This is a genomic window from Epibacterium sp. HA2-3 (assembly GCF_055693725.2).
Window position 1 is genome coordinate 1752038 of the sequence record NZ_CM172490.1, and the last position, 25238, is coordinate 1777275.

The following is a 25238-nucleotide window of genomic DNA, read 5'->3' on the forward strand; positions in this document are numbered from 1 at the left end:
GCGCCGCGCTGCACCCTTCTGATCCTGTCGCCCCGTTCACGAGAACTTCCCCAGATCACGGCCCAGCATCCCCTGTTGCGGCCATTGTCGTTGGCCTCTGCGCCCCGACATCTCACGCCGCGGCCTTCGGGCTGTAAGCCACTCGAACGATTATATTGGAGCCTCGCCATGTGCGGTATCTTGGGCATCGCAAGCAGAAACGAACAAGTGTTTGCGGAACTCTATGACGGGCTGCTGATGCTGCAGCATCGCGGTCAGGATGCGTCAGGCATCGTCACCTACGGCGATGGGTTCTTTCGCGAACGCAAGGCCAACGGTCTGGTGAAGGACGTCTTTGGTGCCAAAGACGCCGAGACCCTGCAAGGCCGTGTCGGGATGGGCCATGTGCGCTACCCCACCGCAGGTTCGCTCTCGGCCGCCGAGGCGCAGCCGTTTTTTGTGAACGCACCCTATGGGATCTACCTGGTCCACAACGGCAATATCACCAACACCGAAGAGCAGCGCGCAAAGGTCACCGGCAAATACAGCCGCCACCTGCGCACCACCTCGGATTCCGAGATCCTGCTCAACGTGCTGGCGGATAAGGTGGCTGACGCGATCAAGGTCAATGGCAACGCGGATCCGATCCGCAACATCTTTGCCGGTGTGAAAATGACCATGGAGCGCGTCCAGGGCGCCTATTCCGTGATCTGCCTCATCGCCGGAGTCGGCATGCTGGCCTTCCGCGACCCCCATGGCATCCGCCCGCTCTCCGTGGCCCAACGCGAAGCCGAGGGTGAGGGCAATGATTATGCCTTTGCCTCCGAGGATGTGGCTTTTGGCATCAACGGCTTTGAAAAACTGCGGGACCTCAAACCCGGCGAGGCCATCCTCGTCGATCTTGACGGCAACAAGCATGAGTTCCAGGCGGTCGAAGGCAAGCTTACCCCTTGTATCTTCGAATATGTCTACCTCGCCCGCCCCGACAGCCTCTTGGACGGGATCTCGGTATATAAAACCCAGATCCGCATGGGGCAGACACTCGCCAAGCAGATTGAGGCATCCGGCCTCGACATCGACGCCATCATCCCGGTGCCAGACAGCGCCCGCCCCGTGGCACTTGAGGTCTCCAACATCACCGGCATCCGCTACCGCGAGGCGCTGGTGAAAAACCGCTATGTGGGCCGAACATTCATCATGCCCGGGCAAGAAGAACGCCAGAAATCCGTGCGCCGCAAATTGAACGCGATCCCGCGCGAGATGCAGGACCGCAACATCCTGCTCATTGATGACTCCATCGTGCGGGGCAATACGATCAAGAAGATCGTGCAGATGTGTCGCGAGGCCGGTGCCAAGAAGGTCTATATCGCCTCCGCTTCGCCGCCGGTGAAATACCCCAATGTCTATGGCATCGACATGCCCACCAAACACGAACTGGTGGCCAACGGGCGCTCGATCGAGGAGATTCGTGAGGAGTTGGGTGCGGATGAGCTGTTCTATCAGAACCTCGAGGACCTGATCTGGGCCGCCAAAGGTGGAAACCCGGACATCGAAGCCTTTGATTGTTCGTGTTTTGACGGCGAGTATGTCACCGGCTCGGTCAGCGAGGACTACCTCAACACGCTCGAAACCAGCACCCGCGTGACCAAGAAAATCAAGGACATGCCCGACGCAGGCGCATCCTGGAACGGCGCAACGCTGGCCACCTGAGCCCTGAGCCCCCCATGCGCGGATCTGCGCCCGTCACGCAGCCGTCATGCGCCTGTGCGGGCGCAGTGATTGCAAGTCTGCGCCAACAGGCGTAAGGGGGGCCAACACATCTTGATGGCGCTGATCCCAACAGGTCGGCGCCATTGTCTATTTGACCTTCGAAAGGGGCGCCTTCTTGGACGCGCATCTTGCCCGCATGCTGAGCTCTTCGCGTCAGTGCCGCTGCTGCGGCGCGACCTTTGCCCAGCTTCTCAGCCTCTCCTGCGACCGGCCGGACATCGTGCCGGGCGATCTCGAATTGCAGGACAACACGGCCGTTTTCGTCACCGAGGGCGACGTGCTGACAGAGGATTTCTGCCGTTTCGGCACCCTGCGGTTCCTGCGGGCAGTGTTGGCAATTCCGCTAGCGGATTCGCGCGGTGAAGAGTTCATTCTCGGCACTTGGGCCGGGGTGAACGAAGAGGTCTTTAACGAATATCTCGACCTCTTCGAACTCCGTGAAACCGAGAGCATGGGCAGCCGTCCGGCGTGGCTGTCCAACCAGATCCCGCCAGACAGCAACGGCCCCCTGGCCTGCATGCTGCACATGCGCCCCGATGGGCAATACCCGGAGCTTCAGGTCTCCGAGGTCAATCACGATCTCGCGCGGATGCAGGAGCTTGGCCTGAACCTCGAAGAGTTGCTGACCTTTCTGCACGCCTACGGCCACGACCTCGCCTCGCTGGTCTACGATTCTTGATGCACCGCGCCCCCACGGGCGCAACCGACAGACCAGGACACAGCGCCCAGCAGCCTGCCCCGTGAATATCCGGCTCCTTTTTGCGCATTGCCGCCCGGACATCGGCTGAGGCTTGCTCACTGCGTCGATCCCCACTTTTCCTCGCCGCGCACGACTGCTAGCTGGCGTCCGTTGTATTTGACCACCACTCACACCTCACAGCATGTGTGTCCGGGATCGCAATTTCCGCCCCCGGCCACGCCACCAGGCACACAATGTCAAACGCAGACTCCAACGTCGCAGCGCTCGCAACCCAGAAGGACGCGCTGCCAGATCGCAATCTCTCCGTAATTGGCCTCTTTGGTTCCGAGGGCAACATGCAGGCGCTTGTGCGCCATGGCTCGGGACGGGTGCAGACCGTCCAGGCCGGGGAACGCATCAGCCTTGGGCGGATCATGGCCATTGATGCCGCAGGCCTCCTGATCGAGCGGCGCGGCGAGATCGGTCGCCTGCCGATGCTCGTGGATTAACGCAGGCGCATCGGCGCGCCCCGGCTGCGCCGCTGTGATCATGGGGCTTGACCCCGGCGCGGCGCCGCCGCATGTAAGCGCCCATGACCGATAAAATCGCCCTTATCACCGGGGCCTCGCGCGGCCTCGGTGCCGCCCTGGCAGAGGCGCTTGCGCCCACCCACCACATCATCGCCGTCGCCCGCACCACGGGCGCGCTCGAAGAGCTGGACGACCGCATCCAGGCCGCAGGCGGTTCCGCGACGCTGGCCCCCATGGACATCACGGTCCCCGAGGCGATGGCCACCCTCTGCCGTGGCATCTTTGACCGCTGGGGCAAGCTGGATCTGTGGCTCCATACCGCAATCCATGCCGCCCCCCTCAGCCCGGCTCACCATGTGGCGCCAAAGGACTGGCAGAAATCCGTCAGCGTCAACGCCACCGCGCCTTCGGTGCTGGTTCCCTATGTGGCGCCGCTTCTTGGGCAGGACGGCACGGCGGTGTTCTTCGACGACCCGCGCGCGGGCGAGAAGTTCTTCGGCGCGTATGGCGCCACCAAAGCCGCCCAGATCGCCTTGGTGCGCAGCTGGCAGCAGGAAACCATCCGCACCGGCCCGCATGTCAAACTGCTGACACCCCCGGCCATGCCGACGGCCCTGCGCGCCCGCTTCTTCCCCGGCGAGGATCGCACGCCCCTGACGCCTCCGGCGGAGGCTGCAAAGGCGCTTCTGACTGACATCCTCGCCCCCTGACGGGCGCCAACCGGCTCTTTCTTCTAACACCAAATATCCCGGGGTCCGGGGCAGCGCCCCGGCTCTCATCCCGCCTGCCTCCACCCTGCCCGCACTCGGGCCCTTGCTCCCTCGGGTGAATTGGTCACACCGGTTGGCGCGCTCAATATGGGGTGCAGGCAAAAGCCTTGCCCTGCAGCGCCCCGCCACCTATTCAGGGCGCAACTGCCACGGCCCGTTCGACCGGCGCCCTGGCATCGAAACCTGAAAATTTCGCAGACATGCAAGGGGTCAAAATGCGCATTCTGGTCACCAATGACGACGGCATCAGCGCGCCGGGGCTGGCGGTCCTTGAACAGATCGCAACTGAGCTGGCCGGCCCCAAGGGCGAAGTCTGGATCGTCGCACCCGCCTTCGAACAATCCGGCGTTGGCCATTGCATCAGCTACACCCACCCCTCGATCCTCTCCGAGCTTGGACCCCGCCGATTTGCCGCCGAGGGCTCGCCGGCCGACTGTGTTCTCGCGGCCCTTCATGTGGTGATGAAGGACACCCCGCCGGACCTGATCCTTTCGGGGGTAAACCGGGGCAACAACTCTGCCGAAAACGCCCTGTATTCAGGCACCCTTGGCGGCGCGATGGAGGGCGCCCTTCAGGGCGTGCCCGCAATGGCGCTTTCGCAATATTACGGCAGCGGCAATCGCGACCTGGAGAACCCCTTTGAGGCCGCGCGTGCACATGGCGCGGAGGTGGTGCGCAAACTCCTGTCCGCCACGCCGCAGAACGACAGCCCCTACCGGCTCTTTTACAACATCAACTTCCCTCCCGTGGCCGCCGGGGCTGTGAAGGGCATCAAAGTCACCACCCAGGGCTGCCGCAGTGGCAAGCGCTTCTCCGCAGAAGAGCAGTTCTCCCCCAACGGCAAGCGCTTCATCTGGGTGAAGGGCGGCGACCAGCAGGTATCCACCGCGCCGGAAACGGACGCGGCGGCAAACCTCGACGGGTTCATCTCTGTCACTCCCATGCGCGCGGATCTCACTGCGCATGACGCTGTGGAGGCCTTGAAGGCGATCGAATGAGCGGGCCGGACGCGCAAACCAAGATGCAGTTTCTCTTTGCCCTGCGCTCGCGCGGGGTCACCGAAGCTGCCGTTCTGGAAGCCATGGAGGCCGTGGATCGCGGCCTGTTCCTGCGCGGCATTTTTTCGGAACGCGCCTATGAGGATGTGCCGCTGCCGATTGCCTGTGGCCAGACGATTTCGCAGCCCTCCGTTGTGGGCCTGATGACTCAGGCGCTGCAGGTCAATCCCCGCGACACCGTGCTCGAGGTGGGGACCGGCTCGGGCTATCAGGCGGCGATCCTCGCCAAGCTGGCGCGCCGGGTCTATACCGTCGACCGCCACGGACGCCTTGTGCGCGAGGCTCGGCAGGTGTTCCAGCAAATGAGCTTGTCCAATATCACATCCCTGGTGGGCGATGGCAGCCATGGCATGCCGGATCAGGCGCCGTTTGATCGAATCATCGTCACCGCCGCTGCCGAAGATCCCCCCGGCCCGCTCTTGGCGCAGTTGAAGGTCGGCGGCATCATGGTGGTCCCGGTGGGCCAATCGGATGCGGTCCAGACCCTGATCCGCGTCCGAAAGACCGAAAATGGGCTGGAATATGACGAATTGCGCCCCGTGCGCTTTGTTCCTCTGCTGGAAGGGCTTGGAAAAGACACCTGAGCTGCCTTATTTCGGAGAGAGCCCCGTCGCGCGGCGCAGAGACCCGGTTCAGGCCCGGGCCGCCAGATACGCCGCCGCCGTCAAAGTCTCCGCCAGAACGGGGACGCCATTTGAGGAGAGCAAGAGATATGACCCGCACGCCGAAGGTCTTCCGCACGATCCGCCCGATCCCGCTGCCTTTTCCCCGGTCCTCGTCCGCATCGAGTGGCGCATCGCGCCTGCGACCTTCGATTGCCCTACTGCCGCTGGTGCTGCTGGCAGCCGCCTGTACCGAGCCGCTCGACTATGATCTGCGGGGCCAGCTTGGCGCCTTCAACACCACAAGGGCCGCGCAGACCGCCACCGAAAACCGCCCAGCGCCCGACAGTCGGGGGCTGATCACCTACCCGTCCTATCAGGTTGCAGTCGCGCGCAATGGCGACACGGTTGCGGATCTCGCCGGGCGCGTCGGGCTGCCCGCGGTCGAGGTCGCGCGTTTCAACGGCGTGGAGACCACCGACCCCCTGCGCAAAGGTGAGGTGCTCGTCCTGCCCCGCCGCGCGCCCGAGACCTCTGCGCGTAGTGGCACCGCTTCGCCCGGCGGCGTGGATATCGCCTCGCTTGCAGGCAGCGCCATTGACAGCGCCCCCTCGACCTCGCCCAATCCGGGCTCCGTGACCACCACCACGCTGCAGAACGCCCCCAGCAAACCCGCACCCACGCGCGTGCAGGCAGGCCCAGAACCCGTGCGCCACAAGGTGACGCGTGGCGAGACCGCCTATACGATCGCGCGGCTCTACCAGATCCCGGTCAAGGCGCTGGCGGAATGGAACGGGCTTGGAAGCGATTTTGCGATCCGCGAAGGCCAGTACCTGCTGATCCCGCTCAAAGATCCCAATGCCCGGCCGCCAAAGGCAGAGACGCAAGAGGCCGTGACCGCCCCAGGTCAGGGCAGTGCGACTCCGACCCCGCCAAGCGCCACGCAGCCCCTGCCGGATGAGGATGTCAAACCCGCCGCCGAGGCCCGCACAGAGCCCACGCCCACGGTCAAAATCCAAGAGCCCACCCGCGCATCAGAGGCCGCGATGGCCTATCCGGTGACCGGCAAGATCATTCGCGCCTACTCCAAGGGCAAGAACGACGGCATCGACATCGCCGCCGCCCCCGGCAGCCCCGTGAAGGCCGCAGAGGCTGGCACCGTCGCCGCGATCACCGCGGACTCCAACAAGGTGCCGATCATCGTGATCCGTCACGACCGCAATCTTCTGTCGGTCTATGCCAATGTTGATGGGATCCGGGTTCAAAAGGGCGATCGGGTCAACCGCGGCCAGAGCATCGCCAAGCTGCGCGGCAGCGCCGAAGAGGCCTATGTCCACTTTGAAGTGCGCGACGGCTTTGAGAGCGTCGACCCTCTGCCCTATCTGCAATAACCCGCCACGATCACCCCGCCCCGCTACTTTGTGGATGCGGGCGCCTAAGAACCCCCGCGCCGAACCTCCAGGTTCGGCGCCCGGCCCAACGGGAGCGGGGTGCTTTGCGCCACGGCGACAGGCGGGAGAGGTCCCTCCTCAGCGCAGCGAGACGCCTTCGCGCCCCGCAAGATCGGTAAAGAACTGCCAGGCCACGCGGCCCGAGCGCGCGCCGCGCGTGGCCTGCCATTCGATCGCTTCGGCACGCAGCCGCTCAGGATCCACCGTCACACCATAGGCGGCGCAATAGCCCTCGATCATCGCGAGATACGCATCCTGATTGCAGGGATGGAATCCGAGCCACAAGCCAAACCGATCCGAGAGCGAGACTTTCTCTTCAACCGCCTCGGAGGGGTTGATCGCCGAGGAGCGCTCATTCTCGATCATATCGCGCGGCATCAGATGGCGTCGGTTGGAGGTGGCATAGAACACCACATTCTCGGGCCGCCCCTCGATGCCGCCATCCAGCACAGCCTTCAGGCTTTTGTAGTGCTGATCGTCATGGCTGAACGACAGATCGTCACAAAAGAGGATAAACCGACACGGCGCCCCGCGCAGATGGTTCAGAAGCCGCGCCACCGACGGCAGGTCCTCACGTTGCAGCTCGACGAGCTTCAACTCAGGATGATCCGTCACCAGAGCGCCATGAATGGCCTTCACCAGCGAGGACTTCCCCATCCCGCGCGCGCCCCACAGGAGCGCATTGTTGGCCGCGTGCCCGGCGGCAAAACGGCGCGTGTTTTCCAGCAATGTATCGCGCGAGCGGTCAATCCCAACCAGGAGGTCAAGCTCTACGCGATTGATCTCGGGCACGGGCTCCAGTCGGTCCGGCTCAACATGCCACACAAATCCAGAGGCTGCGGAAAAATCCGGCGTCGCCTGGGGAGCGGGTGCCATCCGCTCCAGCGCCTCGGCAATGCGGGTGAGTGTCTCTTGATCCATGCCGTCCTCCACGTCGTTTTGCTGCCCTGACAAAGCACGATTGTCTCATGGCGACAAGAGCTTGCACAGTCGAGGGCGCGTGCGGCGACGCCAATCCCCACGCGCCCTGTGAACATCAAACAACAAGAGAAAAAGGCGCGCTCCAAAGGGGGCGCGCCTTTTCAAAGGGTTTCAGTGTATCCGGCGCTTATTCGCCGTCCAGCTCGTCATCATAGTAGCCTTCGGCGCGCAGCTGCGCCTCGCGCTTCTTCTCGACGCGACCGACGAGGAAGATCGACACCTCATAAAGCCCGTAGACCACCGTAAAGAGAATGATCTGGGTGATCACATCCGGCGGCGTCACCAACGCGGCCAGCACCAGAATGGCCACAACCGCATATTTACGCATGCCACCCAGCCCTTCGGCGCTCACCAATCCGGCCTTGCCCATCAGGGTGAGAAGCACCGGAAGCTGGAAGCACAGACCAAAGGCCATGATGAATTTGAGCGTAATATCGAGGCTCTCGTTCACTTTGCCAAAGAATGTGATCTTCACCCCTTCTGATGTCTCCGGCACCACGGCAACATCCGTAGGCACGTCACCTCCGGTGGCTTGCGACAACAGGCCCGCAAAGATCGAGCTCACATCGGCAAAGCCGAGGAAGAACTGCATCGCCAGTGGCGTCACCACAAATTGCGCAAAGGACGCGCCAAGCAGGAACATGAAGGGCGAGGCAATCAGGAACGGCAGAAACGCGCCTTTCTCGCTCTTGTAGAGGCCCGGCGCCACAAACCGCCAGAGTTGAAAGCCGATCACCGGGAACGACAGCGCAAATCCAAACACCATCGAGATCCGGAACAGGGTAAAGAGATACTCCTGCGGCGAGGTATACTGCAGCGTCGGGGAAGGATCACCCAATTCTCTCAGGGTCTGCTCGATCGGGGCGACGAGGAACTGCAGGATTGGTTCGGCCACCATAAAGGCCAGCACGATCCCCACCGCAAAGGCCATGACCGCCCGGATCAGGCGGCTGCGCAATTCGGCCAGATGCTCGATCAGCGGCGCTGTGGAATCGTCAAGATCGTCTGTTTGGCTCATGCCTTGGTCTCACTGTCAGAAGATGCCGTGCTGGCGGGCGTGGCCGAGAGAGCGGCTTCGGCTTCGTCGGCCTTGGCCGCGGCCTCTGCAGCTTCCCGCGCCATGCGGTCTGCGGCGGCGCGCGCGGTGGCGGCCTGGATCTTCTTGGCGTTTTCGGCCCGGTCAGCAGCCAGTTTCCCGGTCTCGCTCTCTGGGTCGAATTTGGTCGGGTCGATGGAATCGGTCAAATCACGCGTGGCCTGTTTGACGCTATCCATGGCCGACCCCATCGGGTTGGTCGCGGTTTTAAACGTCTTCTGGATGTCACTGACGCCCGCCTCATCCGCCGCGTCTTCCATCGCGCGACTGAATTCGCGTGCCATGCCGCGTGCCTTGCCCACGAACCGGCCCACGTTGCGAAACAACTTGGGCAGATCCTTGGGCCCGACCACGATCAGGGCCACAACGCCAATGACCAGAAGCTCGGTCCAGCCAAGATCGAACATCTAGGCCTCAGGCCTTGTCTTTTTCGGCTTCGGGCGTGACGTCCTTGGCCTCTGCGGCGGCGTCATCCTCGAGTTCCTTGGTGCCCTCGTTGATGCCCTTCTTGAAGGAGGTGATGCCTTTTCCGACCTCACCCATCAGCGAGGAAATCTTGCCGCGGCCAAAGAGAACCAGAACCACGACAGCGATCAGGAGAATGCCGGGAAGGCCGATATTGTTGAGCATAGGTGTTGCCTTTCGTTATGCGCGGGCGTGGATGCTGGCATCCATTCTGCCCAAATGCGATGTCCTGTTCCGAGTGATAGGCGCTGCAACGCGCCGCGCAAAGCGCCGCTGCGCAGATCTCACCCTGCCCGCAGCCGTTTGCAGCAGTTTTTTCAGAGCCGCCTCACCCAACTGACAGGTTTATGTCAGTTGCCCTTCCTTAAGACAGGCCCATCGAAACCGTCAAGACAAGGAAGACGACAGATGACCAAGACCGTTGTGGAAGTGGTGACCTTCAAGCTGAACCCCGGCGTCAGCGATGCAGACTATGTGGCCGCAAGCCAGAAAACCGAGAGCTTTATTGGCGCGATGCGCGGCTTCATCGACCGTCGTCTCTCCAAGGGCGAAGACGGCACCTGGATGGACTATGTGGTCTGGGCCGATATGACTGCAGCGCAGGACGCCAGCGCCCAGTTCGAACAGGCAGAATGCGCCGCCGACCTGATGCAGATGATCGATCCAAAGACTCTCATGATGCGCCATGAGCACCAGATGTGGACCATGTCCCCAGCCCCCGCGATGGGTTGACCTGATGGTGCGGCGCAGGTGAAAGATCATCCCATGCGCCGCACCGACCGCCTTTTTGAAATTATCCAGATCCTGCGCGACGGGAAATTGCACCGCGCGCAGGACATTGCCGCGCGGCTCGAAGTGTCGACCCGGACCATTTACCGCGATATGGACACGCTTGTGGCCTCTGGCGTTCCGGTCGAAGGCGAGCGCGGCGTCGGCTATATGGTGCGCGAAGCGATCACCCTGCCTCCGCTGACGCTGACCCCATCCGAGCTGGAGGCGCTCAATCTCGGCATGGCCATTGTCGCCGAAGCGGCCGATCCCGAACTCAAGTCCGCTGCCGAGAGCCTCGCCGCCAAGGTCGACGCCGTGCTGCCGGTGGAAACCGTGGCCGAGGCAGAGGCGTGGAAATTTGCCGTCTATCCCTTTGCCGATGCGGCGCGTGGCTTTGCCTGGATGCCCACCTTGCGGGCGGCGATTAAGGCGCGCCAGAAGCTGGCCCTGCGCTACCGGCGCATTGACCAGACCCTGACCGAGCGGGTGATCCGCCCGCTTCATATGGAATATTGGGGGCGTGTCTGGACGCTGACGGCATGGTGCGAAACACGAGGCGATTTTCGCGTCTTCCGCGTCGATCTCATTGAGACGGCCGAGGCCTTGCCTGAGCTTTTTGTAGATGAACCGGGCAAACGCTTGCAGGATTATCAAGCCTGCGAGGATGCGCGTGAGGGCTCCTGAAAGGGGTCAGCCCAACTCGAAGCTTGTCACGCCATAGATAAGATCCCGCGCAACTTCGGGGCGACGTCCCCGGTACATGCGCGCGGTTTCAAACACGGGCACCAGACCGAGATCGCGTGCCAGGGCCACCGCTGCCGCATTCGGTTCTGGCACATCAAGAAAAACCTCTTCGTCTTTGGGCCAGTCCCGGAGCAGCCCTGCCAGCACCGCTTGTGCCGCCTCCCGCGAGGTTGCCACGAGAGGCGCGATCTTGGCGCCGGTCTCGCAGCGCCGCAGGGTGCCAAAGCCGCTGATCCCGGTCTCGTCATAGGCGGCGATGCTCACATGTCCCGGCGCACTCAGCCAGTGCTGCCAGAAGGCCGGGCGCGGTGCTGGAAACACGCGCGCGTCAAATGCCGCCACATCCTGCGTCAGCCCGTCCAGCCACGTCAGGGTGAAGGCGTCAGAAGCCTGCGGTACCGCATCCAGCAGGCCGCCGAAACGAATGTTGCACCACGCCAGATCAAAGCCGGAGCGGCGGTAGTTTTCCTGCTGGTCCACCACCCCATCGAGGCCAACGCTGCGCTGGCCCGCATGCTCAAGGGCGCGTTGCCAGAGCGCATACCCATAGCCCTGCCCCCGGTGCTGAGGCACCACAATGTAAAACCCCAAAAAGGCAAAGGCCGCGCCATAGGTCACAACAGAAATGCAGGCGATCATCTCGCCCTCAAGAAAGCCGCCCCAGAACCCGCGCTCATCCTGTGCCGCAAAACAGGTCGCATCGCTTGGGCCGGGGTTCCAGCCTTCACGCGCGGCCCAGGTCACGGCCACATCGATTTCATCGCGCGTGAGCGGGCGGATCTCAAAGCTCTGCTGCATGGCGGCCTCCGGCTGACAGGGCTCCAGCATGCCGGGAGAAGATCACCGTGGGAAGACAAAACACCGATCTCGCGGCACCGTCAGCCACATTGCGCGCCCCTCGGCGGGCAAGAACACATTGGGCACCGTCGCCTTGAGGATCGAGCCGTCGAAGTCCATTCGGAATTCTACAAGGCTTTCATTGCCGAGGAAACGCGCACGCTGCACGATGCCGCGTGCGGGCACACCATCGCGGGCCGTGGCCTCCGGGCCTCGACCATTGCGGTCAAAATCGATGCGCAGATGCTGCGGGCGGAATACGATTTCCACATCTGTGCCATCCGGCACGCCGGGCGCGAGGAACTGGCCAAAGGGGGTCTCGGCAAGCGCGCCATTGACCTGCGCTGGCAGCGTGTTCACGTCCGAGAAAAACGCTACAGCTGCCTTGTCGACAGGACGGGTGTAGACATTGTAGGGCGCGCCCTGCTGCACGATACGCCCGTCGCGCATGAGCGCAATCTCATCGGCCATGCGCATCGCTTCTTCGGGTTCGTGGGTGACAAGCAGAACGGCAGTGTCTTCTTCTTTCAGAAGGCTCAAAGTCTCGTCTCGGATGCCATCGCGCAGGCGATTGTCCAGCCCCGAAAACGGCTCATCCATCAGCATGATCTTGGGGCTCGGCGCGAGCGCGCGCGCCAGCGCCACCCTCTGCTGTTCCCCGCCCGAGAGCTGATGTGGATAGTCATCTATGTATTGCGCCAGCGACACCCGGTCCAAAAGCTCGCGGGCGCGGGCGCGCTTCTGGTCCTTGCCGCCCTTCAGGCCAAAGGCCACATTATCGCCAACGCTCAGATGCGGAAACAGGGCAAAGTCCTGAAACATCAGACCAATCTCGCGCCGCTCGGGCGGGACGCGAAAAATGGTGTCGCAGATCAGCTTGCCATCGACGTAGATTTCGCCCTCGTCCTGCATTTCCACGCCTGCGATCATGCGCAGGGTGGTGGACTTGCCGCAGCCCGAAGGCCCTAGAAGGCAGGTCACCTGCCCCGGCAGCACGGTGAGCGAGACATCATCCACCACCGCGCGGCCCTCAAAGAACCTGCGGATATTGCGGATTTCCAGCCGGGGCGTCACCTCGTGCCCTTCCGCTTGTACGGAGGGCAGCGCGGATTTGGTCCTCTGCTCTGGCATGGTCTGGCCCTTTGTCTTTGGAACGCTCTCAGTGGGAGGTTGCGCGCTGATACCAAGGCGGCTTGCCTCAGGCAAGGAACTCCACCTCACCGCTTGCCCGGGGCTGGCCATTGACCATCAGCGTCACCCGATGCGCCCCCGGCAACAGCGTAAAGGTCGAGGCCCGCGCCTTAAGCGGATGCGCCTTTTGCAAGCTCAGGCCGTCAGCGCCCAGCGTGCCAGTCTTCCACTTGAACACCTTGGTTGAGGTCTTGCCACCAGCCCGTTGAAAGGTCAGGGCATAATCCACCAGCACCCGCGCGCCCCTGGCCCCCTTAAGGCGCGCGCCCAACATCAGTTTTTCACCGATGCGCACGCGTCCGGGCAGTTCAAGCTCTGCCGAGAGATCAAGTTCCGGATCATACCCGAGCAGTCGCAGCGCGCGGGGATCGCCCGCCTTGATCAGGCCACGCAGCGCATGGGAGGTCATCCAGTCCAGCTCTTTTTGGGCCTGCTCGCCGCGCGCTTGCCACGCGGTCAGTTGGTCCACCACGATCTGCGGGTCTTTTTTGGCGATGTCATTCAAGTGATTGGCCACCGAACGTGTGACAAAACGTGTGTCATCGCCGTGAAGACGGTCGAGGATCGGCAAGGGCGCATCCAACGGCAGGTTTACCGCAAGGCCCCAGGGCAGCCGCGGGCGCGTTCCCTCACTGGCGAGCCTCCGCACATGATAATGCGCGTGCCCGGCCCAACGCGACATGCGCGCAAGCACGGGATCGGGCCAGGTTTTCAACAGCGGGCGGATCGCAAACTCCATGGAAAAACGCTGTGTTACGGCCTCCAGAAGATCCAGCGCCAGAGGCAGATCGGCCTCGGTCTTGGTGAGATCCGTAACCCATTCCCCAAGCGGAGCAAAGATGAAATCGCCAAAGTCATCATCGCGCAGGCTTGGGTCCAAAGGCGGCGGCAGAGCCGCAAAAATCACCGGTGCAACCTGATCGAGCGGACCCGGGACATGCTTTGACAGCATCTCGGCGATCCAGTTGATGCGCGCCTTGAGCTCAAGATCAAGGAGCCGCGCCATCACATCCGCCTCAAAGGCGCGCGGGTCAAACTCCACCGAAGCCGCGTCAAAAAGCCCCGCCAGATAGCGGGTCTTTTCCACGTTAAAAAGCTGATCTTTCAGCGAAAACGACTCGGCCATCAGGTCAGAGCGTCATATTGGTGGCACCGCCATCCAGCAGGATATTCTGACCAATGATGAAACCCGCATGCTGCGAGCAGAGGAACGCGCAGGTCGCCCCAAATTCCTGCCGCGTGCCATAGCGTCCGGCAGGGATCGTGGCGGCGCGCTGCGCGCGGGCCTCATCCATGGAAATCCCCTGTGCCTGCGCCACGCCCGTGTCCAGGGAAACCGCCCGGTCGGTGGCGTGGATGCCTGGCAATAGGTTATTGATCACAACACCTTGGCCCGCAACCTGACGTGCAGTGCCCGCCACATAGCCAGTGAGGCCCGCCCGCGCAGAGTTGGAGAGCCCAAGCGCCGCAATGGGCGCCTTGACGGACTGCGACGTGATATTCACCACCCGGCCCCAACCGGCTTCCATCATCGCGGGCAGCAACGCCTTCATCAGCGCAATGGGGGTGAGCATATTGGCGTCGAGCGCCTTGATGAAATCGGCGCGGTCCCAGTCGCTCCAGACACCCGGAGGTGGGCCGCCCGCATTGGTCACCAGAATGTCGACCCCTTTGGCGCGGTCGATAAGCTCGGCGCGCGCGCCTTCGTCGGTCACATCGCAGGCCAGCGTCTCCACACGCACACCGAAGCGGTCGCGCAGGTCCTGTGCCGAGGCCTCCAGTGCCTCGGAGCCACGCGCGTTCATCAACAGATCGACACCTGCCTCGGCCAGCGCCTCTGCACAGCCCAGACCCAATCCCTTGCTCGATGCGCACACCAATGCGCGCTTGCCGCGAATGCCCAGATCCATGAAACTCTCCTGCTGTTGCGTGTTTGAGGCAGACCCTGACAGCGCGCGGACCGGTTTTCCAGATGACAAAGCATGCATCGGCCAGAAAATTTCCTCCGCGCGCCCGTTTCTTGCCCAAGTGTGAACCTAGTCTTTACCACGAAAGGCGCAGTGTAAGTGCGCGCGCATCCGGCCCGACAACAGTGATTGACCCGAAGACAGTGACCGACGTGACCAACGACACCCTTTCCCATTATGCGCTCCCGGCCTACCCGGCCGAGCAGTTTTGCGTGGACATCGGCGCCAACGCGGGCGACCCGATTGGGATTCTGGATGATTTGGTGATGGATGACATCTACGAGCTCACCAGTGATGCGCGCCTGCGACGGCTCGCCTTTGGGGTGTCAACAGAAGGCGCGATCACCCTTCACTCCGAGAGCGAGATGGGCCAGGACGGGGCGCGACTGCATCTGGATTGCGCCGTCACACTGATGCCCGACCTGGGCAGCGCCATCGAGGCGCTGATCGCGGTTGAAGTGGATACCGAGGGGTTGATAGCTCGGCTCTACCTGATCCCGCAGGCCCCGCTCGCGCAAGGCACGGGCTATCGTCTGGTGCGCGCCAGCCGCGAGCCGGTCTGGACACGTTTGGCGCAACTCAGCTGTGTGGCCTTTTCGCGCGGCACGCATATCACGATGGGCACGGGAGAGCAGCGCCCGATTGAGATGCTGCGCGCCGGAGACCGGGTTTTGACCCGCAGCAGTGGCGCGCGCCGCATCACCTGGGTGGGTCACACCACCGTCCGCGCGGTCGGAGAAATGGCGCCCATCCTGATCCGCCAAGGGGCGCTCAACAATGCGCGCGACCTTTTGGTGAGCCCGGACCACCGGCTCATGATCTATCAGCGATCAGATGCGCTCGGGGCGGGACGGAATGAATTGATGATCCGCGCCCGCGATCTTGTGAATGGCGACAGCGTGGTGGTTCAGGACGGCGGCTTTGTGGACTACTATCAGATCCTGTTTGACCGCCACCACATCATCTATGCCGAGGGCATTGCCGCGGAATCGATGCTGGTGGACCCGGTCACGCGTCCAGCCCTCCCTGAAGAGGTGCAGCAACGTCTGACACAGCCCCGCCGCCATGGAACACGCGGCGATCACGGCTTGGAAATCCGGCGCCCAATGCTCAATCACCCAGACACCGTAGACTTGCTCAAACGCGCATCGTTGCGCTGACCGCCGTTGCCTCGGACGTGACGGCGCACGTGCGCAAAGTGTCAATTTTACGCCTTTCAGGATAGCGGGGCACGTCCGTCAGGACCGGCCTTGCTGCATGCGCGCAAAGCCTGCGCCTTCGTTCATGCCATTCACAAAGGCCTCGGCGACACTGGGCGCGGTCGACACGTGACCGTGGGGATGCGCCACATGCGGTGCTGCCGCCTTCACGCCGCTGACATCGGAGCCTGAGTGCGCGTCTTCGTCCGCGCCCACACCGCCTTTCAGCAGCAAGAACACACCGGAGAGGCCAAACCAGAGGCTGCCCAGAATCAGGGCCGCAATCGCGTGGGGCTGTCCGGCCTGCAAAAGCGCGGCATACAGCGCGGTGCTCAGAAACCCGGCGCCAACGGCAGCGCTCAACGCTGTCAGAACGGCATAGCGCGCCCGGCGCGCGCTGCGCCGGGCTTGGGATTTAAGAAACCTGAACATCTGGTTACCGACGGTTGCTCAGGTAACCCAAAGCAAAGCCAAGCCCCGCAGCAATCGCGGTCGCGGCGAGCGGCTGCGCGCGTACCGCGTCTTCGGCCTGACGGCTCATCTGCGCGGCCCCATCGGCAACGGTCTGAGCTTGATCGCGGGCGGCGTCCCGCGCCTTGCCTGCGCGATCCTTGGCGAGGTGAGAGACGGATTTGCTGAGCTCCGCAATGTCAGAGCGCAGCACATCCATCTGGGCAATAATTTCGTCACTCGAGGGGGCGGCTTGATCCTTGGGCATGGGTATCTCCTTTCCATTTTGCGTTTCGCATTCGCCTACCCAACGTGTCGGCGCGCTGTTTTGTTCCGGATTTTTTCGGGGCCCCACTACGGCGCTAGGCGAAATTCTCGGCTGATACCTCGACTGGCACCGATATTTTTCAAGAGTCTCCTGAGTGGTCGACCTCTCCGGGGCGGCCCTTGTTTTGGGTGCCAGCAACGCTTCGGCCCTGATGCGCCCAGTGAAACACATCGCACCCGCTCAGCACGGCTTTTCCTTGCCTCTGAGCCGCTTTGTGGCTAAGGCCAGCCTCATGTTGGACACCGCTCATAACCGCCCCGATCTGCCGCCGGAAATTGCGCGGCGCCGCACCTTTGCGATCATCTCGCACCCGGATGCGGGCAAGACCACCCTGACCGAGAAATTCCTCCTCTATGGGGGCGCCATCCAGATGGCGGGTCAGGTGCGCGCCAAGGGCGAAGCGCGGCGCACGCGTTCTGACTTCATGCAGATGGAAAAGGATCGGGGCATCTCCGTCTCGGCCTCCGCGATGTCCTTTGACTACGGCGATTTTCGCTACAACCTCGTCGACACCCCCGGCCACTCGGACTTTTCCGAGGACACCTACCGCACGCTGACGGCGGTGGACGCGGCGGTGATGGTGATTGATGGCGCCAAGGGTGTGGAAAGCCAGACCCAGAAGCTCTTTGAAGTTTGCCGCCTGCGCGATCTGCCGATCCTGACCTTCTGTAACAAGATGGACCGTGAGAGCCGCGACACCTTCGACATTATCGACGAGATTCAGGAAAACCTCGCCATCGACGTCACCCCGGCGAGCTGGCCTATCGGCGTCGGGCGTGACTTTATCGGCTGTTATGACCTCTTGCGCGACCGGCTCGAACTGATGGATCGTGCTGACCGCAACAAGGTGGCAGAGAGCATCTCGATCAACGGGCTTGATGATCCCAAACTGGCCGAGCACGTCCCAGAGCATCTGTTGGAAAAGCTGCTCGAAGAGGTCGAAATGGCGCGCGAGCTTCTGCCGACGCTGGACCCGCAAGCGGTGCTCGAGGGGCACATGACCCCGATCTGGTTCGGCTCTGCGATCAACTCCTTTGGGGTGCGCGAGCTGATGGACGGGATCGGCCAATACGGCCCGGTGCCGCAGATCCAATCCGCCGAACCCCGCCAGATCGCGCCCGAAGAGAAAAAAGTCGCAGGCTTTGTCTTTAAGGTGCAGGCCAATATGGACCCCAAGCACCGCGACCGCGTCGCCTTTGTGCGTCTGGCGTCGGGCCACTTCAAACGCGGCATGAAGCTGACGCATGTGCGCAGCAAGAAACCGATGGCGATTTCCAACCCGGTGCTGTTCCTCGCCTCTGACCGCGAGCTTGCAGAAGAGGCCTGGGGCGGCGACATCATCGGCATTCCCAACCACGGCCAGCTGCGCATTGGCGACACGCTCACCGAGGGCGAGGCGCTGCGCGTCACCGGCATCCCCTCATTCGCACCGGAGCTGTTGCAAGGCGTGCGGGCGGGCGACCCAATGAAGGCCAAGCACCTCGAAAAAGCCCTGATGCAATTTGCCGAAGAAGGCGCCGCAAAGGTCTTCAAACCTTCGATCGGCTCGGGCTTTATCGTCGGTGTTGTCGGCGCGCTGCAATTTGAGGTGCTCGCCAGCCGCATCGAAATGGAATACGGCCTGCCCGTGCGCTTTGAGGCATCGCAGTTCACCTCCGCACGCTGGGTGCATGGGGACAAGACGGCAGTGGACAAATTCGTCAACGCCAACAAGCAGCACATCGCCCATGACAACGATGGCGACATCGTCTACCTCACGCGGCTGCAATGGGACATCGACCGGGTAGAGCGGGATTATCCCGACTTGAAACTCTCCTCCACCAAGGAGATGATGGTCTAACACCACGGGCGCTCCTCACCGGGCGCCCGTCTTGGTTTCAAAAGAGTTAAGAGACGAGGGCAAGCCTCTGCTATGACAGTAAAATGGGGGCTTGTCGCCACGCTCAAAGCCGAGGCTGAGGCTGTTTTGAACTTTGCCGCCTGGCATCTGGAGCAGGGCGCGCATCGTCTGTTTCTCTACCTGGACGCACCCTGCCCTGACGCACTGCCGCATCTCCAGGATCACCCCCGTATTCGCGTGATCGAGACGACCGAGGCCCATTGGCTAAAACGTCGCGGGCGCGTCCCGGTGAAACATCAGGTTCGCCAGAGCCTCAACGCGACCCGCGCCTATCGACGACAAGCGCGCGATCTGGACTGGCTCATCCATATCGATGTGGACGAGTTCCTCTGGTCCCCCGATCCGCTGGCGCCACAGCTGGAAGCACTCGACCCAGACGTCCTGTGCGCGCGGGTACGCCCGCTTGAACATCTTGCCGGTAGCGCCGACCGGTTCAAATCCCGCATCCCTTCCGGGTCAGATGCCTGTCAGATCAGCACCCGTATCTATCCGCGCTTTGGCGGCTATCTCAAAGGCGGATTTGTCAGCCATGTGCAGGGCAAGCTCTTTGTACGCACGGGTCTAGAAGAGGTGGATCTGCGCATCCACAATGTGTTTGTCGATAGCATTGAAAACCCCGGCGCCACTGAACTTGCAAACATCGACCTCTGCCACCATCACGCAAGCGACTGGGCGCAGTGGATCGCACAGTATCGTTACCGCCTGAACAAGGGCTCCTATCGGGCCGATCTGCGCCCCGCGCAGCCCCGCAGCGCAGGCGGCACCACCCTGCACGAGCTGCTTTCGCTGCTCGAGGCGGAAGAGGGCGAATCCGGCCTCAGGGCGTTTTTTGACGAGACCTGCGCCGACAGCCCCGAACTCCGCCAAACGCTTGCCTCAGAGGGGCTTTTGCGTCAACGCGCCCTGCCCCTGGTCGCAATTCGGCAGAAACACTTCCCGCATTTTTCGTAAACTGTTTCTCAATTACGGCAAATTCCGGGATTCTCACCCAGTTCCCCACCGTTAAGTCGCGATCATTTGACCGTATCTCTCAATTTTGCTATGTGCCGCGTCATCCGGGGACACCTGTCTGCTCAGGCGTCCAACTGATACCGGGATAGAGACACACGCGCGGGCCAGGTCAGTGTCCGCAAAAACGGACGCATATGACAAAATTCACCGATCTGAACCTCAATCCGAAGGTCCTCAAAGCCATCGAGGAAGCCGGATACGAAAGCCCCACCCCGATTCAGGCAGGCGCAATTCCCGCCGCATTGGAAGGGCGCGATGTCCTCGGAATCGCTCAGACCGGCACCGGCAAAACCGCCTCTTTCACCCTGCCGATGATCACCCGCCTTGCGCGTGGCCGCGCCCGGGCGCGCATGCCGCGCTCGCTGGTGCTCTGCCCGACGCGCGAACTCGCTGCGCAGGTGGCTGAAAACTTCGACACCTACGCCAAACACGTCAAGCTCACCAAAGCCCTCCTGATCGGCGGCGTTTCCTTCAAGGAACAGGACGCCGCAATCGACCGTGGTGTAGACGTGCTGATCGCCACACCGGGCCGCCTGCTCGATCATTTCGAGCGCGGCAAGCTTCTGCTGACCGGGATCGAGATCATGGTGGTCGATGAGGCTGACCGGATGCTGGACATGGGCTTCATCCCCGACATCGAGCGCATCTTCTCGCTGACCCCCTTCACCCGTCAGACGCTGTTTTTCTCTGCCACCATGGCGCCGGAAATCGAGCGGATCACCAATACGTTCCTCTCCGGCCCCGAGCGGGTCGAGATCGCCCGTCAGGCCACCACCTCCGAGAATATCGAACAGGCCGTGGTGATGTTCAAAGCCTCCCGCAAGGATCGCGAAGGCAGCGAAAAACGCCGGGTGCTGCGCGAACTGATCAACCAGGAAGGTGAGGCCGTGCAGAACGCCATCATCTTCTGCAACCGCAAGACCGATGTGGACATCGTCGCCAAGTCCTTGAAAAAATACGGCTATGACGCGGCGCCGATCCACGGTGATCTGGATCAGAGCCAGCGCACCAAGACCCTCGACGGGTTCCGCGACGGCACGCTCAAGATCCTTGTGGCCTCCGATGTGGCGGCCCGCGGTCTGGACGTTCCCTCCGTGAGCCATGTGTTCAACTTTGATGTGCCGGGACATGCCGAGGACTACGTCCACCGGATCGGCCGCACCGGCCGCGCAGGTCGCGATGGCAAGGCCATCACCCTGTGCAGCCCGCGTGATGAAAAGGCACTCGATGCTGTCGAAGGTCTGGTTCAAAAAGAAATCACTCGCCTTGAAAACCCGGTAAAGCCGACGCCGCGCAAAACTGCGACCAAGGACGAGGATGCAGGCGACAAGCCCAAACCCGCCCGTCGCAGCCGCAGCAAAGCCGCCGCCGCCAAGACCGACGCGACACCAGCGCCCGAGGCGGCAAACGACGCAGCCCCGCAGGTCGAAGCCCCTCAGCAGCAGCCCCAAGAGCCCAAGGAGACCCGGGCCGAGCAGCCGTCTGCTGGCGCCAAATCGGGCAAGTCCCGTGGTCGAGGACGCCGCGATGATCGTCGCGACGACAAAGTAGTGGGCATGGGCGACCATATGCCAAGCTTCATCGCGCTGAGCTTTGACGAGCGCCGCGCCAGCTGACCACTGACCGCTGTTCTGACGCGAATGGAAACCGCCCGGCCTCGGCTTGGGCGGTTTTTCCATACGATAAGACCGCCAATGCGCCCTACATCACAGCCTGCATCACAGTCACATGACGCGGCATTGCAGCAGCGGCATAGCGGCAATGCCAAGCTATGCGATGTCGCGCCCGCAGCGATGGTCTAGATCAGCCCCATCAATGAAACACCCCAAGGTGAAGCAATGGACCTGAATGAAACCACCCCGCTGGATATTGACGAGCTGAGAGCAATCGAACTGCGCGCGCGCAAACTGCGTGCCGAAATGATGAGCCTCATCCTCTCCAGCATTGGCACCGCGCTCCTTCGCGCGATCAAAGCCCCGGCGCTGCTGCTGTCGCGCCCGCGCACAGCCTGAGGCCGCGCCGCCAGCCAGACGTGGTGCCCTCGACGGCACCGCTACGCGGCGCAGACACGCCGCTTGACGAAAACGCCCGGCCACACAGGCCCGGGCGTTTCTCTTTTTCCACGTCGCACGTCCCCCACCTTCTTCTAACAAAAAATATCCTGGGGTGAATGCGCGTCCGCGCAGAGGGGCAAAGCCCCTGCCCTGCCAACGTAAAAGCGCCCGGAAGATCTCTCCTCCGGGCGCTTTTTGGGTTTCATGTCCAGTCAGATCAGTTGGTTATGATCTCAGGCCCCATGATCATATTGGGCAGGAAGGTCGAGATCGCCGGGATGTAGGTGACCATGATGAGGAACACAAAGAGCACCGCAAGGAAAGGCAGCGCAGCCTTCACGACCCCCATCATCGGCATCCCCGCAACCCCGGAGGTCACAAAGAGGTTGAGCCCCACCGGCGGTGTGATCATCCCGATCTCCATGTTCACAACCATGATGATCCCGAGGTGAATGGGGTCGATCCCCAGCTCGATTGCAATCGGGAACACCAGGGGCGCCACGATCACCAGGAGACCCGAGGGCTCCATGAACTGACCGCCAATCAGCAGGATCACATTCACCACGATCAGGAACATCACCGGCCCGAAGCCCGCCGAGAGCATCGCGTTTGCAATATGCTGCGGTACCTGCTCGTCGGTCAGAACATGCTTCAGGATCAGCGCGTTGGCGATCACAAACAACAGCGTCACGGTGAGTTTGCCAGCCTCAAACAGCGTGTGTTTGGTGTCGCTGTGGAAAAACGCGGTGATCAGCGCATAGGGTTTCTTCAGAAGCGAGTCCTTGGGCTGCCCCTCTCCATTGGAAAGCGGCCCCATGTCCTTATAGACAAAACACGCGATGAAGAAGGCATAGACAGCCGCAACCGCTGCCGCTTCGGTCGGGGTGAAGATCCCGCCATAAATGCCGCCCAGGATGATCACGATCAGGAACAGACCCCAGCCAGCTTCACGCGCAGAGGCAAAGACCTCTCCCCAGCCGTTCCACTCGCCTTTGGGCAGGTTCTTGACCTTGGCCATCACATAAATCGTGACCATCAGCATGATGCCCGCCATCAGGCCCGGAATGACACCAGCAAGGAACATCCGCCCGACCGAGACCTCAACCGCTGCGGCGTAGACCACCATCACGATGGACGGCGGGATCAGGATACCGAGCGTGCCCGCGTTACAGATCACACCTGCGGCGAACTCCTTGGAATAGCCCACCTGGCGCATGCCCGCGATCACGATCGTCCCGATCGCAACCACGGTTGCTGGCGACGAGCCGGACAGCGCAGCAAAGAGCATACAGGCAAAGACCCCCGCAATCGCCAGACCGCCCGGCAGGTGGCCCACACAAGCAATCGAGAAACGGATGATCCGGCGTGCAACACCACCCGTGGTCATAAAGCTCGACGCAAGGATGAAGAACGGGATCGCCAAGAGGGTGAAATGCCCTTCAAAGGCCTGAAACAGCGTCCCTGCAACCGAGCCGAGCGAGCTGTCGGAATAAATCAGCAGGAAAATGGTGGACGACAGACCAAGAGAAACCGCAATCGGCACCCCGATCAGCAAAAGGCCAATGACCAGTGTAAAAAGAAGAACCACTTCCATCAGTCATGCTCTCCCCGTTGAGCGCGAACCGCTTCGAGTTCGTCTTCGACTTCGTGACTTGCAACCAGACGGTCCGTCTGCCCGCGCAGGATTTGAACAGCCGCCTGAACAAAGCGGATCACCAGCAACAGCATCGACAGCGGCAACACGAGATAGGGCACCACCTTGGGCATCTTCTCGTAGGAATCGCCGTAATTGATGAGATCCTCAAGGAAACGCAGCGCCCCGATCATGGGCACGTCCTGCACCTCATAAAAGCTCTGGCTGCGCGCCTTCATGTCGAAACCGGTGGGAAACCAGCGTCCCGAGGTGGGCGGCAGATCCGCAAAGACGGCCCAGTAGTCATAGGCCCCCTTGAGCATCAAAAGCGAAAAGAGAATGCAGGCCGCCGCCGCAATCAGACCCAGCGTACGCCGCGCGCCCTGGGGCAGCATATTGATGATCGCATCAACGCCCAGATGTGCGTGTACCTTCACCGCATAAGCCGCGCCCAGAAGCACCAGCCATGCAAACAGGAACACCGTGACTTCGAGCGCCCAGAGGATGTTGGAATTGAAGACATAGCGCGCGATCACATTGGCAAAGGTGAGCAAGGTCATTGCTCCCAGGATCAGCGCGATCAGCGATTCCTCAAGTGTGTGGATGAACCCCGACGGGCCGGTTCTTGCCCCCGACATTATGATCTCCAGTTTTTTGGGAAATGGGTGCGGTGAGCGTATCTCGACCGCTTGGGTGTCAGAGCGCAGCGCGCCGCGCTCTGATCAATTTGGTGTCTGATGCGGCCATATGGCGACCGCAGGTTGGTCTTAGAAGCCGGCGTTGATCGACTGTGCGGCGTCGATCATGTCCTGACCCACGTCACCGGAGAACTGCTCCCAGACGGGCTTCATCACGTCGACCCAAGCCTGACGCTGCTCAGCGGTAAGCTGGCGCACTTCGCCACCTGCCGCAACGATGGCCTCTTTGGCTTCGTTGTTGACGCGGGTGGATTCGGCGTTCCGGGTTGCGGTCACTTCGGTCATGATAGTCATGAACTGGTCACGCACCTCTGGCTCAAGGCTGTCGAGCCAGTCCACCGAAGCCACAACCAGATAGTCGAGCACGCCGTGGTTGGTTTCTGTGATACCGTCCTGAACTTCAAAGAACTTCTTGCCGTAGATGTTGGACCAGGTGTTCTCCTGACCATCCACAACGCCCTGCTGCAGCGCGCCATAGACTTCGGAGAAGGCCATTTTCTGCGGGCTGCCACCGATCGCTTCCATCTGCGCGACCAGCACGTCCGAAGACTGCACGCGGAACTTCAGACCATTGGCGTCTTCGGGCATCACGAGCGGCTTGTTGGCAGACATCTGCTTCATGCCGTTGTGCCAGTAGCCAAGACCCTGCAGGCCGCGGCGCTGCATGCTGTCGAGCATGGCCTGACCATTTTCAGAAGCCTGGAACGCGTCCACGGCGTCGATGTTCTTGAACATGAACGGCAGGTCAAACAGGCGGAACTGCTTGGTGAACTTCTCGAATTTCGACAGCGAAGGCGCCGCCAGCTGCACGTCGCCCTGCAGCATCGCTTCGAGAACCTTGTTGTCGTCATACAGCGTGGAGTTCGGATAGACGACCATGCACATGGTGCCGTTCATCTCTTCGTTTACACGCTTTTCCAGCAAGGACGCCGCGATCCCCTTGGGGTGCTTGTCGGTGTTGGTAACGTGGCTGAACTTGACGACGATTTCGCCATCATCACAGGCATCGGCCTGCGCCACACCTGCGGTCACGCTCAGAGCCAGTGCGGTTGCGGCAGCGGTCAAAAACTTCAT

Annotated in this window: 27 protein-coding genes; 14 read left to right on the forward strand and 13 right to left on the reverse strand. The window is 62.0% G+C overall.

The features are described 5' to 3' along the window. Positions 1–168 precede the first annotated feature (168 nt). From purF to ACZ1HH_RS08190, 7 genes are all read left to right on the forward strand, one after another. The gene (gene purF / locus ACZ1HH_RS08160) at positions 169–1689 is read left to right on the forward strand and encodes an amidophosphoribosyltransferase (RefSeq protein ID WP_011539115.1); all 1521 of its coding nucleotides are present in this window, start codon (positions 169–171) and stop codon (positions 1687–1689) included. A gap of 175 nt (positions 1690–1864) precedes the next feature. Then, positions 1865–2428 (forward strand): DUF2199 domain-containing protein, encoded by a 564-nt coding sequence (locus tag ACZ1HH_RS08165; protein WP_487320237.1) that lies wholly within the window; start codon positions 1865–1867, stop codon positions 2426–2428. A 254-nt stretch (positions 2429–2682) separates the two neighbouring features. Further along, positions 2683–2937 (forward strand): hypothetical protein, encoded by a 255-nt coding sequence (locus tag ACZ1HH_RS08170; protein ID WP_011539117.1) that lies wholly within the window; start codon positions 2683–2685, stop codon positions 2935–2937. Between the two features lie 83 nt (positions 2938–3020). Further along, positions 3021–3668 (forward strand): SDR family NAD(P)-dependent oxidoreductase, encoded by a 648-nt coding sequence (locus ACZ1HH_RS08175; protein WP_011539118.1) that lies wholly within the window; start codon positions 3021–3023, stop codon positions 3666–3668. A gap of 275 nt (positions 3669–3943) precedes the next feature. Beyond that, positions 3944–4726 carry a 5'/3'-nucleotidase SurE gene (surE, locus tag ACZ1HH_RS08180; protein ID WP_472636348.1) on the forward strand — a complete coding sequence of 261 codons (783 nt, stop codon included), beginning with the start codon at positions 3944–3946 and terminating at the stop codon, positions 4724–4726. After that, positions 4723–5370 (forward strand): protein-L-isoaspartate(D-aspartate) O-methyltransferase, encoded by a 648-nt coding sequence (locus tag ACZ1HH_RS08185; protein ID WP_011539120.1) that lies wholly within the window; start codon positions 4723–4725, stop codon positions 5368–5370. Before surE ends, ACZ1HH_RS08185 begins: the two co-directional genes overlap by 4 nt. A gap of 128 nt (positions 5371–5498) precedes the next feature. Beyond that, complete coding sequence (locus ACZ1HH_RS08190; RefSeq protein WP_472636349.1) at positions 5499–6779, forward strand: peptidoglycan DD-metalloendopeptidase family protein; 1281 nt, start codon at positions 5499–5501, stop codon at positions 6777–6779. Positions 6780–6917: 138 nt separating this feature from the next. Here ACZ1HH_RS08190 and ACZ1HH_RS08195 read toward each other — a convergent pair whose 3' ends face one another. The 4 genes from ACZ1HH_RS08195 to ACZ1HH_RS08210 form a co-directional block, all read right to left on the reverse strand. Then, complete coding sequence (locus ACZ1HH_RS08195; RefSeq protein ID WP_472636350.1) at positions 6918–7760, reverse strand: ATP-binding protein; 843 nt, start codon at positions 7758–7760, stop codon at positions 6918–6920. Between the two features lie 187 nt (positions 7761–7947). Beyond that, a complete protein-coding gene (tatC, locus tag ACZ1HH_RS08200) occupies positions 7948–8838 on the reverse strand; it encodes a twin-arginine translocase subunit TatC (RefSeq protein WP_472636351.1) in 891 nt (296 codons plus the stop codon). Then, positions 8835–9323: a Sec-independent protein translocase protein TatB gene (tatB, locus tag ACZ1HH_RS08205; RefSeq protein ID WP_472636352.1), complete on the reverse strand. Its 489-nt coding sequence runs from the start codon at positions 9321–9323 to the stop codon at positions 8835–8837. Before tatB ends, tatC begins: the two co-directional genes overlap by 4 nt. A 7-nt stretch (positions 9324–9330) precedes the next feature. Then, positions 9331–9546 carry a twin-arginine translocase TatA/TatE family subunit gene (locus tag ACZ1HH_RS08210; RefSeq protein ID WP_011539125.1) on the reverse strand — a complete coding sequence of 72 codons (216 nt, stop codon included), beginning with the start codon at positions 9544–9546 and terminating at the stop codon, positions 9331–9333. A gap of 243 nt (positions 9547–9789) precedes the next feature. Between ACZ1HH_RS08210 and ACZ1HH_RS08215 the strand changes: the two genes are divergently transcribed. Next, positions 9790–10113, forward strand: a complete 324-nt coding sequence (locus ACZ1HH_RS08215; protein ID WP_472636353.1) for a hypothetical protein — start codon at positions 9790–9792, stop codon at positions 10111–10113. A gap of 33 nt (positions 10114–10146) precedes the next feature. Further along, positions 10147–10836, forward strand: coding sequence for a helix-turn-helix transcriptional regulator (locus tag ACZ1HH_RS08220; RefSeq protein WP_416368658.1), 690 nt, complete (start codon positions 10147–10149; stop codon positions 10834–10836). A gap of 6 nt (positions 10837–10842) precedes the next feature. On the opposite strand, the gene ACZ1HH_RS08225 is transcribed toward ACZ1HH_RS08220, so the two are convergent. From ACZ1HH_RS08225 to ACZ1HH_RS08240, 4 genes are all read right to left on the reverse strand, one after another. Then, positions 10843–11694, reverse strand: coding sequence for a GNAT family N-acetyltransferase (locus ACZ1HH_RS08225; protein WP_472636354.1), 852 nt, complete (start codon positions 11692–11694; stop codon positions 10843–10845). A gap of 42 nt (positions 11695–11736) precedes the next feature. Continuing rightward, positions 11737–12864 (reverse strand): ABC transporter ATP-binding protein, encoded by a 1128-nt coding sequence (locus tag ACZ1HH_RS08230; RefSeq protein ID WP_472636355.1) that lies wholly within the window; start codon positions 12862–12864, stop codon positions 11737–11739. Between the two features lie 67 nt (positions 12865–12931). Beyond that, positions 12932–14050, reverse strand: a complete 1119-nt coding sequence (locus ACZ1HH_RS08235; protein WP_472636356.1) for a hypothetical protein — start codon at positions 14048–14050, stop codon at positions 12932–12934. Positions 14051–14054: 4 nt separating this feature from the next. Continuing rightward, positions 14055–14834 (reverse strand): SDR family oxidoreductase, encoded by a 780-nt coding sequence (locus ACZ1HH_RS08240; protein ID WP_011539131.1) that lies wholly within the window; start codon positions 14832–14834, stop codon positions 14055–14057. A 200-nt stretch (positions 14835–15034) separates the two neighbouring features. On the opposite strand from ACZ1HH_RS08240, the gene ACZ1HH_RS08245 reads away from it, so the two are divergent. Further along, positions 15035–16051, forward strand: coding sequence for a Hint domain-containing protein (locus tag ACZ1HH_RS08245; RefSeq protein WP_472636357.1), 1017 nt, complete (start codon positions 15035–15037; stop codon positions 16049–16051). Between the two features lie 78 nt (positions 16052–16129). On the opposite strand, the gene ACZ1HH_RS08250 is transcribed toward ACZ1HH_RS08245, so the two are convergent. Then, a complete protein-coding gene (locus tag ACZ1HH_RS08250; RefSeq protein ID WP_472636358.1) occupies positions 16130–16522 on the reverse strand; it encodes a hypothetical protein in 393 nt (130 codons plus the stop codon). Positions 16523–16526: 4 nt separating this feature from the next. Further along, positions 16527–16808 (reverse strand): ElaB/YgaM/YqjD family protein, encoded by a 282-nt coding sequence (locus ACZ1HH_RS08255; RefSeq protein ID WP_472636359.1) that lies wholly within the window; start codon positions 16806–16808, stop codon positions 16527–16529. A 292-nt stretch (positions 16809–17100) separates the two neighbouring features. Between ACZ1HH_RS08255 and ACZ1HH_RS08260 the strand changes: the two genes are divergently transcribed. The 4 genes from ACZ1HH_RS08260 to ACZ1HH_RS08275 all read left to right on the forward strand — a co-directional run bounded on the left by ACZ1HH_RS08260 (position 17101) and on the right by ACZ1HH_RS08275 (position 21791). Next, a complete protein-coding gene (locus ACZ1HH_RS08260) occupies positions 17101–18708 on the forward strand; it encodes a peptide chain release factor 3 (RefSeq protein WP_044027186.1) in 1608 nt (535 codons plus the stop codon). A 72-nt stretch (positions 18709–18780) separates the two neighbouring features. Next, positions 18781–19719 carry a glycosyltransferase family 2 protein gene (locus ACZ1HH_RS08265; RefSeq protein ID WP_472636360.1) on the forward strand — a complete coding sequence of 313 codons (939 nt, stop codon included), beginning with the start codon at positions 18781–18783 and terminating at the stop codon, positions 19717–19719. Positions 19720–19913: 194 nt separating this feature from the next. Beyond that, positions 19914–21395, forward strand: coding sequence for a DEAD/DEAH box helicase (locus tag ACZ1HH_RS08270; protein WP_472636361.1), 1482 nt, complete (start codon positions 19914–19916; stop codon positions 21393–21395). 222 nt (positions 21396–21617) lie between these two features. Further along, positions 21618–21791, forward strand: a complete 174-nt coding sequence (locus ACZ1HH_RS08275; protein ID WP_166485558.1) for an RSP_7527 family protein — start codon at positions 21618–21620, stop codon at positions 21789–21791. 259 nt (positions 21792–22050) lie between these two features. Here the strand turns inward: ACZ1HH_RS08275 and ACZ1HH_RS08280 are convergent, their stop codons facing one another. From ACZ1HH_RS08280 to ACZ1HH_RS08290, 3 genes are all read right to left on the reverse strand, one after another. Next, positions 22051–23427 (reverse strand): TRAP transporter large permease, encoded by a 1377-nt coding sequence (locus ACZ1HH_RS08280; protein WP_472636362.1) that lies wholly within the window; start codon positions 23425–23427, stop codon positions 22051–22053. After that, positions 23427–24104: a TRAP transporter small permease gene (locus ACZ1HH_RS08285; protein ID WP_472636363.1), complete on the reverse strand. Its 678-nt coding sequence runs from the start codon at positions 24102–24104 to the stop codon at positions 23427–23429. Before ACZ1HH_RS08285 ends, ACZ1HH_RS08280 begins: the two co-directional genes overlap by 1 nt. 129 nt (positions 24105–24233) lie before the next feature. Next, entirely contained in the window at positions 24234–25238 is a 1005-nt protein-coding gene (locus tag ACZ1HH_RS08290) for a DctP family TRAP transporter solute-binding subunit (RefSeq protein ID WP_011539141.1), read from the reverse strand.

Bases quoted from the DNA above. Each gene is read 5' to 3' on its own strand.
- purF (WP_011539115.1), top strand. From the start codon at position 169: ATGTGCGGTATCTTGGGCATCGCAAGCAGAAACGAACAAGTGTTTGCG.
- ACZ1HH_RS08175 (WP_011539118.1), top strand. From the start codon at position 3,021: ATGACCGATAAAATCGCCCTTATCACCGGGGCCTCGCGCGGCCTCGGT.
- surE (WP_472636348.1), top strand. From the start codon at position 3,944: ATGCGCATTCTGGTCACCAATGACGACGGCATCAGCGCGCCGGGGCTG.
- ACZ1HH_RS08250 (WP_472636358.1), bottom strand. From the start codon at position 16,522: ATGTTCAGGTTTCTTAAATCCCAAGCCCGGCGCAGCGCGCGCCGGGCG.
- ACZ1HH_RS08265 (WP_472636360.1), top strand. From the start codon at position 18,781: ATGACAGTAAAATGGGGGCTTGTCGCCACGCTCAAAGCCGAGGCTGAG.
- ACZ1HH_RS08225 (WP_472636354.1), bottom strand. From the start codon at position 11,694: ATGCAGCAGAGCTTTGAGATCCGCCCGCTCACGCGCGATGAAATCGAT.
- ACZ1HH_RS08190 (WP_472636349.1), top strand. From the start codon at position 5,499: ATGACCCGCACGCCGAAGGTCTTCCGCACGATCCGCCCGATCCCGCTG.
- tatC (WP_472636351.1), bottom strand. From the start codon at position 8,838: ATGAGCCAAACAGACGATCTTGACGATTCCACAGCGCCGCTGATCGAG.
- ACZ1HH_RS08240 (WP_011539131.1), bottom strand. From the start codon at position 14,834: ATGGATCTGGGCATTCGCGGCAAGCGCGCATTGGTGTGCGCATCGAGC.
- ACZ1HH_RS08210 (WP_011539125.1), bottom strand. From the start codon at position 9,546: ATGCTCAACAATATCGGCCTTCCCGGCATTCTCCTGATCGCTGTCGTG.
- ACZ1HH_RS08170 (WP_011539117.1), top strand. From the start codon at position 2,683: ATGTCAAACGCAGACTCCAACGTCGCAGCGCTCGCAACCCAGAAGGAC.
- ACZ1HH_RS08185 (WP_011539120.1), top strand. From the start codon at position 4,723: ATGAGCGGGCCGGACGCGCAAACCAAGATGCAGTTTCTCTTTGCCCTG.
- ACZ1HH_RS08275 (WP_166485558.1), top strand. From the start codon at position 21,618: ATGGACCTGAATGAAACCACCCCGCTGGATATTGACGAGCTGAGAGCA.
- ACZ1HH_RS08255 (WP_472636359.1), bottom strand. From the start codon at position 16,808: ATGCCCAAGGATCAAGCCGCCCCCTCGAGTGACGAAATTATTGCCCAG.
- ACZ1HH_RS08195 (WP_472636350.1), bottom strand. From the start codon at position 7,760: ATGGATCAAGAGACACTCACCCGCATTGCCGAGGCGCTGGAGCGGATG.
- tatB (WP_472636352.1), bottom strand. From the start codon at position 9,323: ATGTTCGATCTTGGCTGGACCGAGCTTCTGGTCATTGGCGTTGTGGCC.
- ACZ1HH_RS08260 (WP_044027186.1), top strand. From the start codon at position 17,101: ATGTTGGACACCGCTCATAACCGCCCCGATCTGCCGCCGGAAATTGCG.
- ACZ1HH_RS08215 (WP_472636353.1), top strand. From the start codon at position 9,790: ATGACCAAGACCGTTGTGGAAGTGGTGACCTTCAAGCTGAACCCCGGC.
- ACZ1HH_RS08220 (WP_416368658.1), top strand. From the start codon at position 10,147: ATGCGCCGCACCGACCGCCTTTTTGAAATTATCCAGATCCTGCGCGAC.
- ACZ1HH_RS08230 (WP_472636355.1), bottom strand. From the start codon at position 12,864: ATGCCAGAGCAGAGGACCAAATCCGCGCTGCCCTCCGTACAAGCGGAA.
- ACZ1HH_RS08235 (WP_472636356.1), bottom strand. From the start codon at position 14,050: ATGGCCGAGTCGTTTTCGCTGAAAGATCAGCTTTTTAACGTGGAAAAG.
- ACZ1HH_RS08290 (WP_011539141.1), bottom strand. From the start codon at position 25,238: ATGAAGTTTTTGACCGCTGCCGCAACCGCACTGGCTCTGAGCGTGACC.
- ACZ1HH_RS08285 (WP_472636363.1), bottom strand. From the start codon at position 24,104: ATGTCGGGGGCAAGAACCGGCCCGTCGGGGTTCATCCACACACTTGAG.
- ACZ1HH_RS08280 (WP_472636362.1), bottom strand. From the start codon at position 23,427: ATGGAAGTGGTTCTTCTTTTTACACTGGTCATTGGCCTTTTGCTGATC.
- ACZ1HH_RS08270 (WP_472636361.1), top strand. From the start codon at position 19,914: ATGACAAAATTCACCGATCTGAACCTCAATCCGAAGGTCCTCAAAGCC.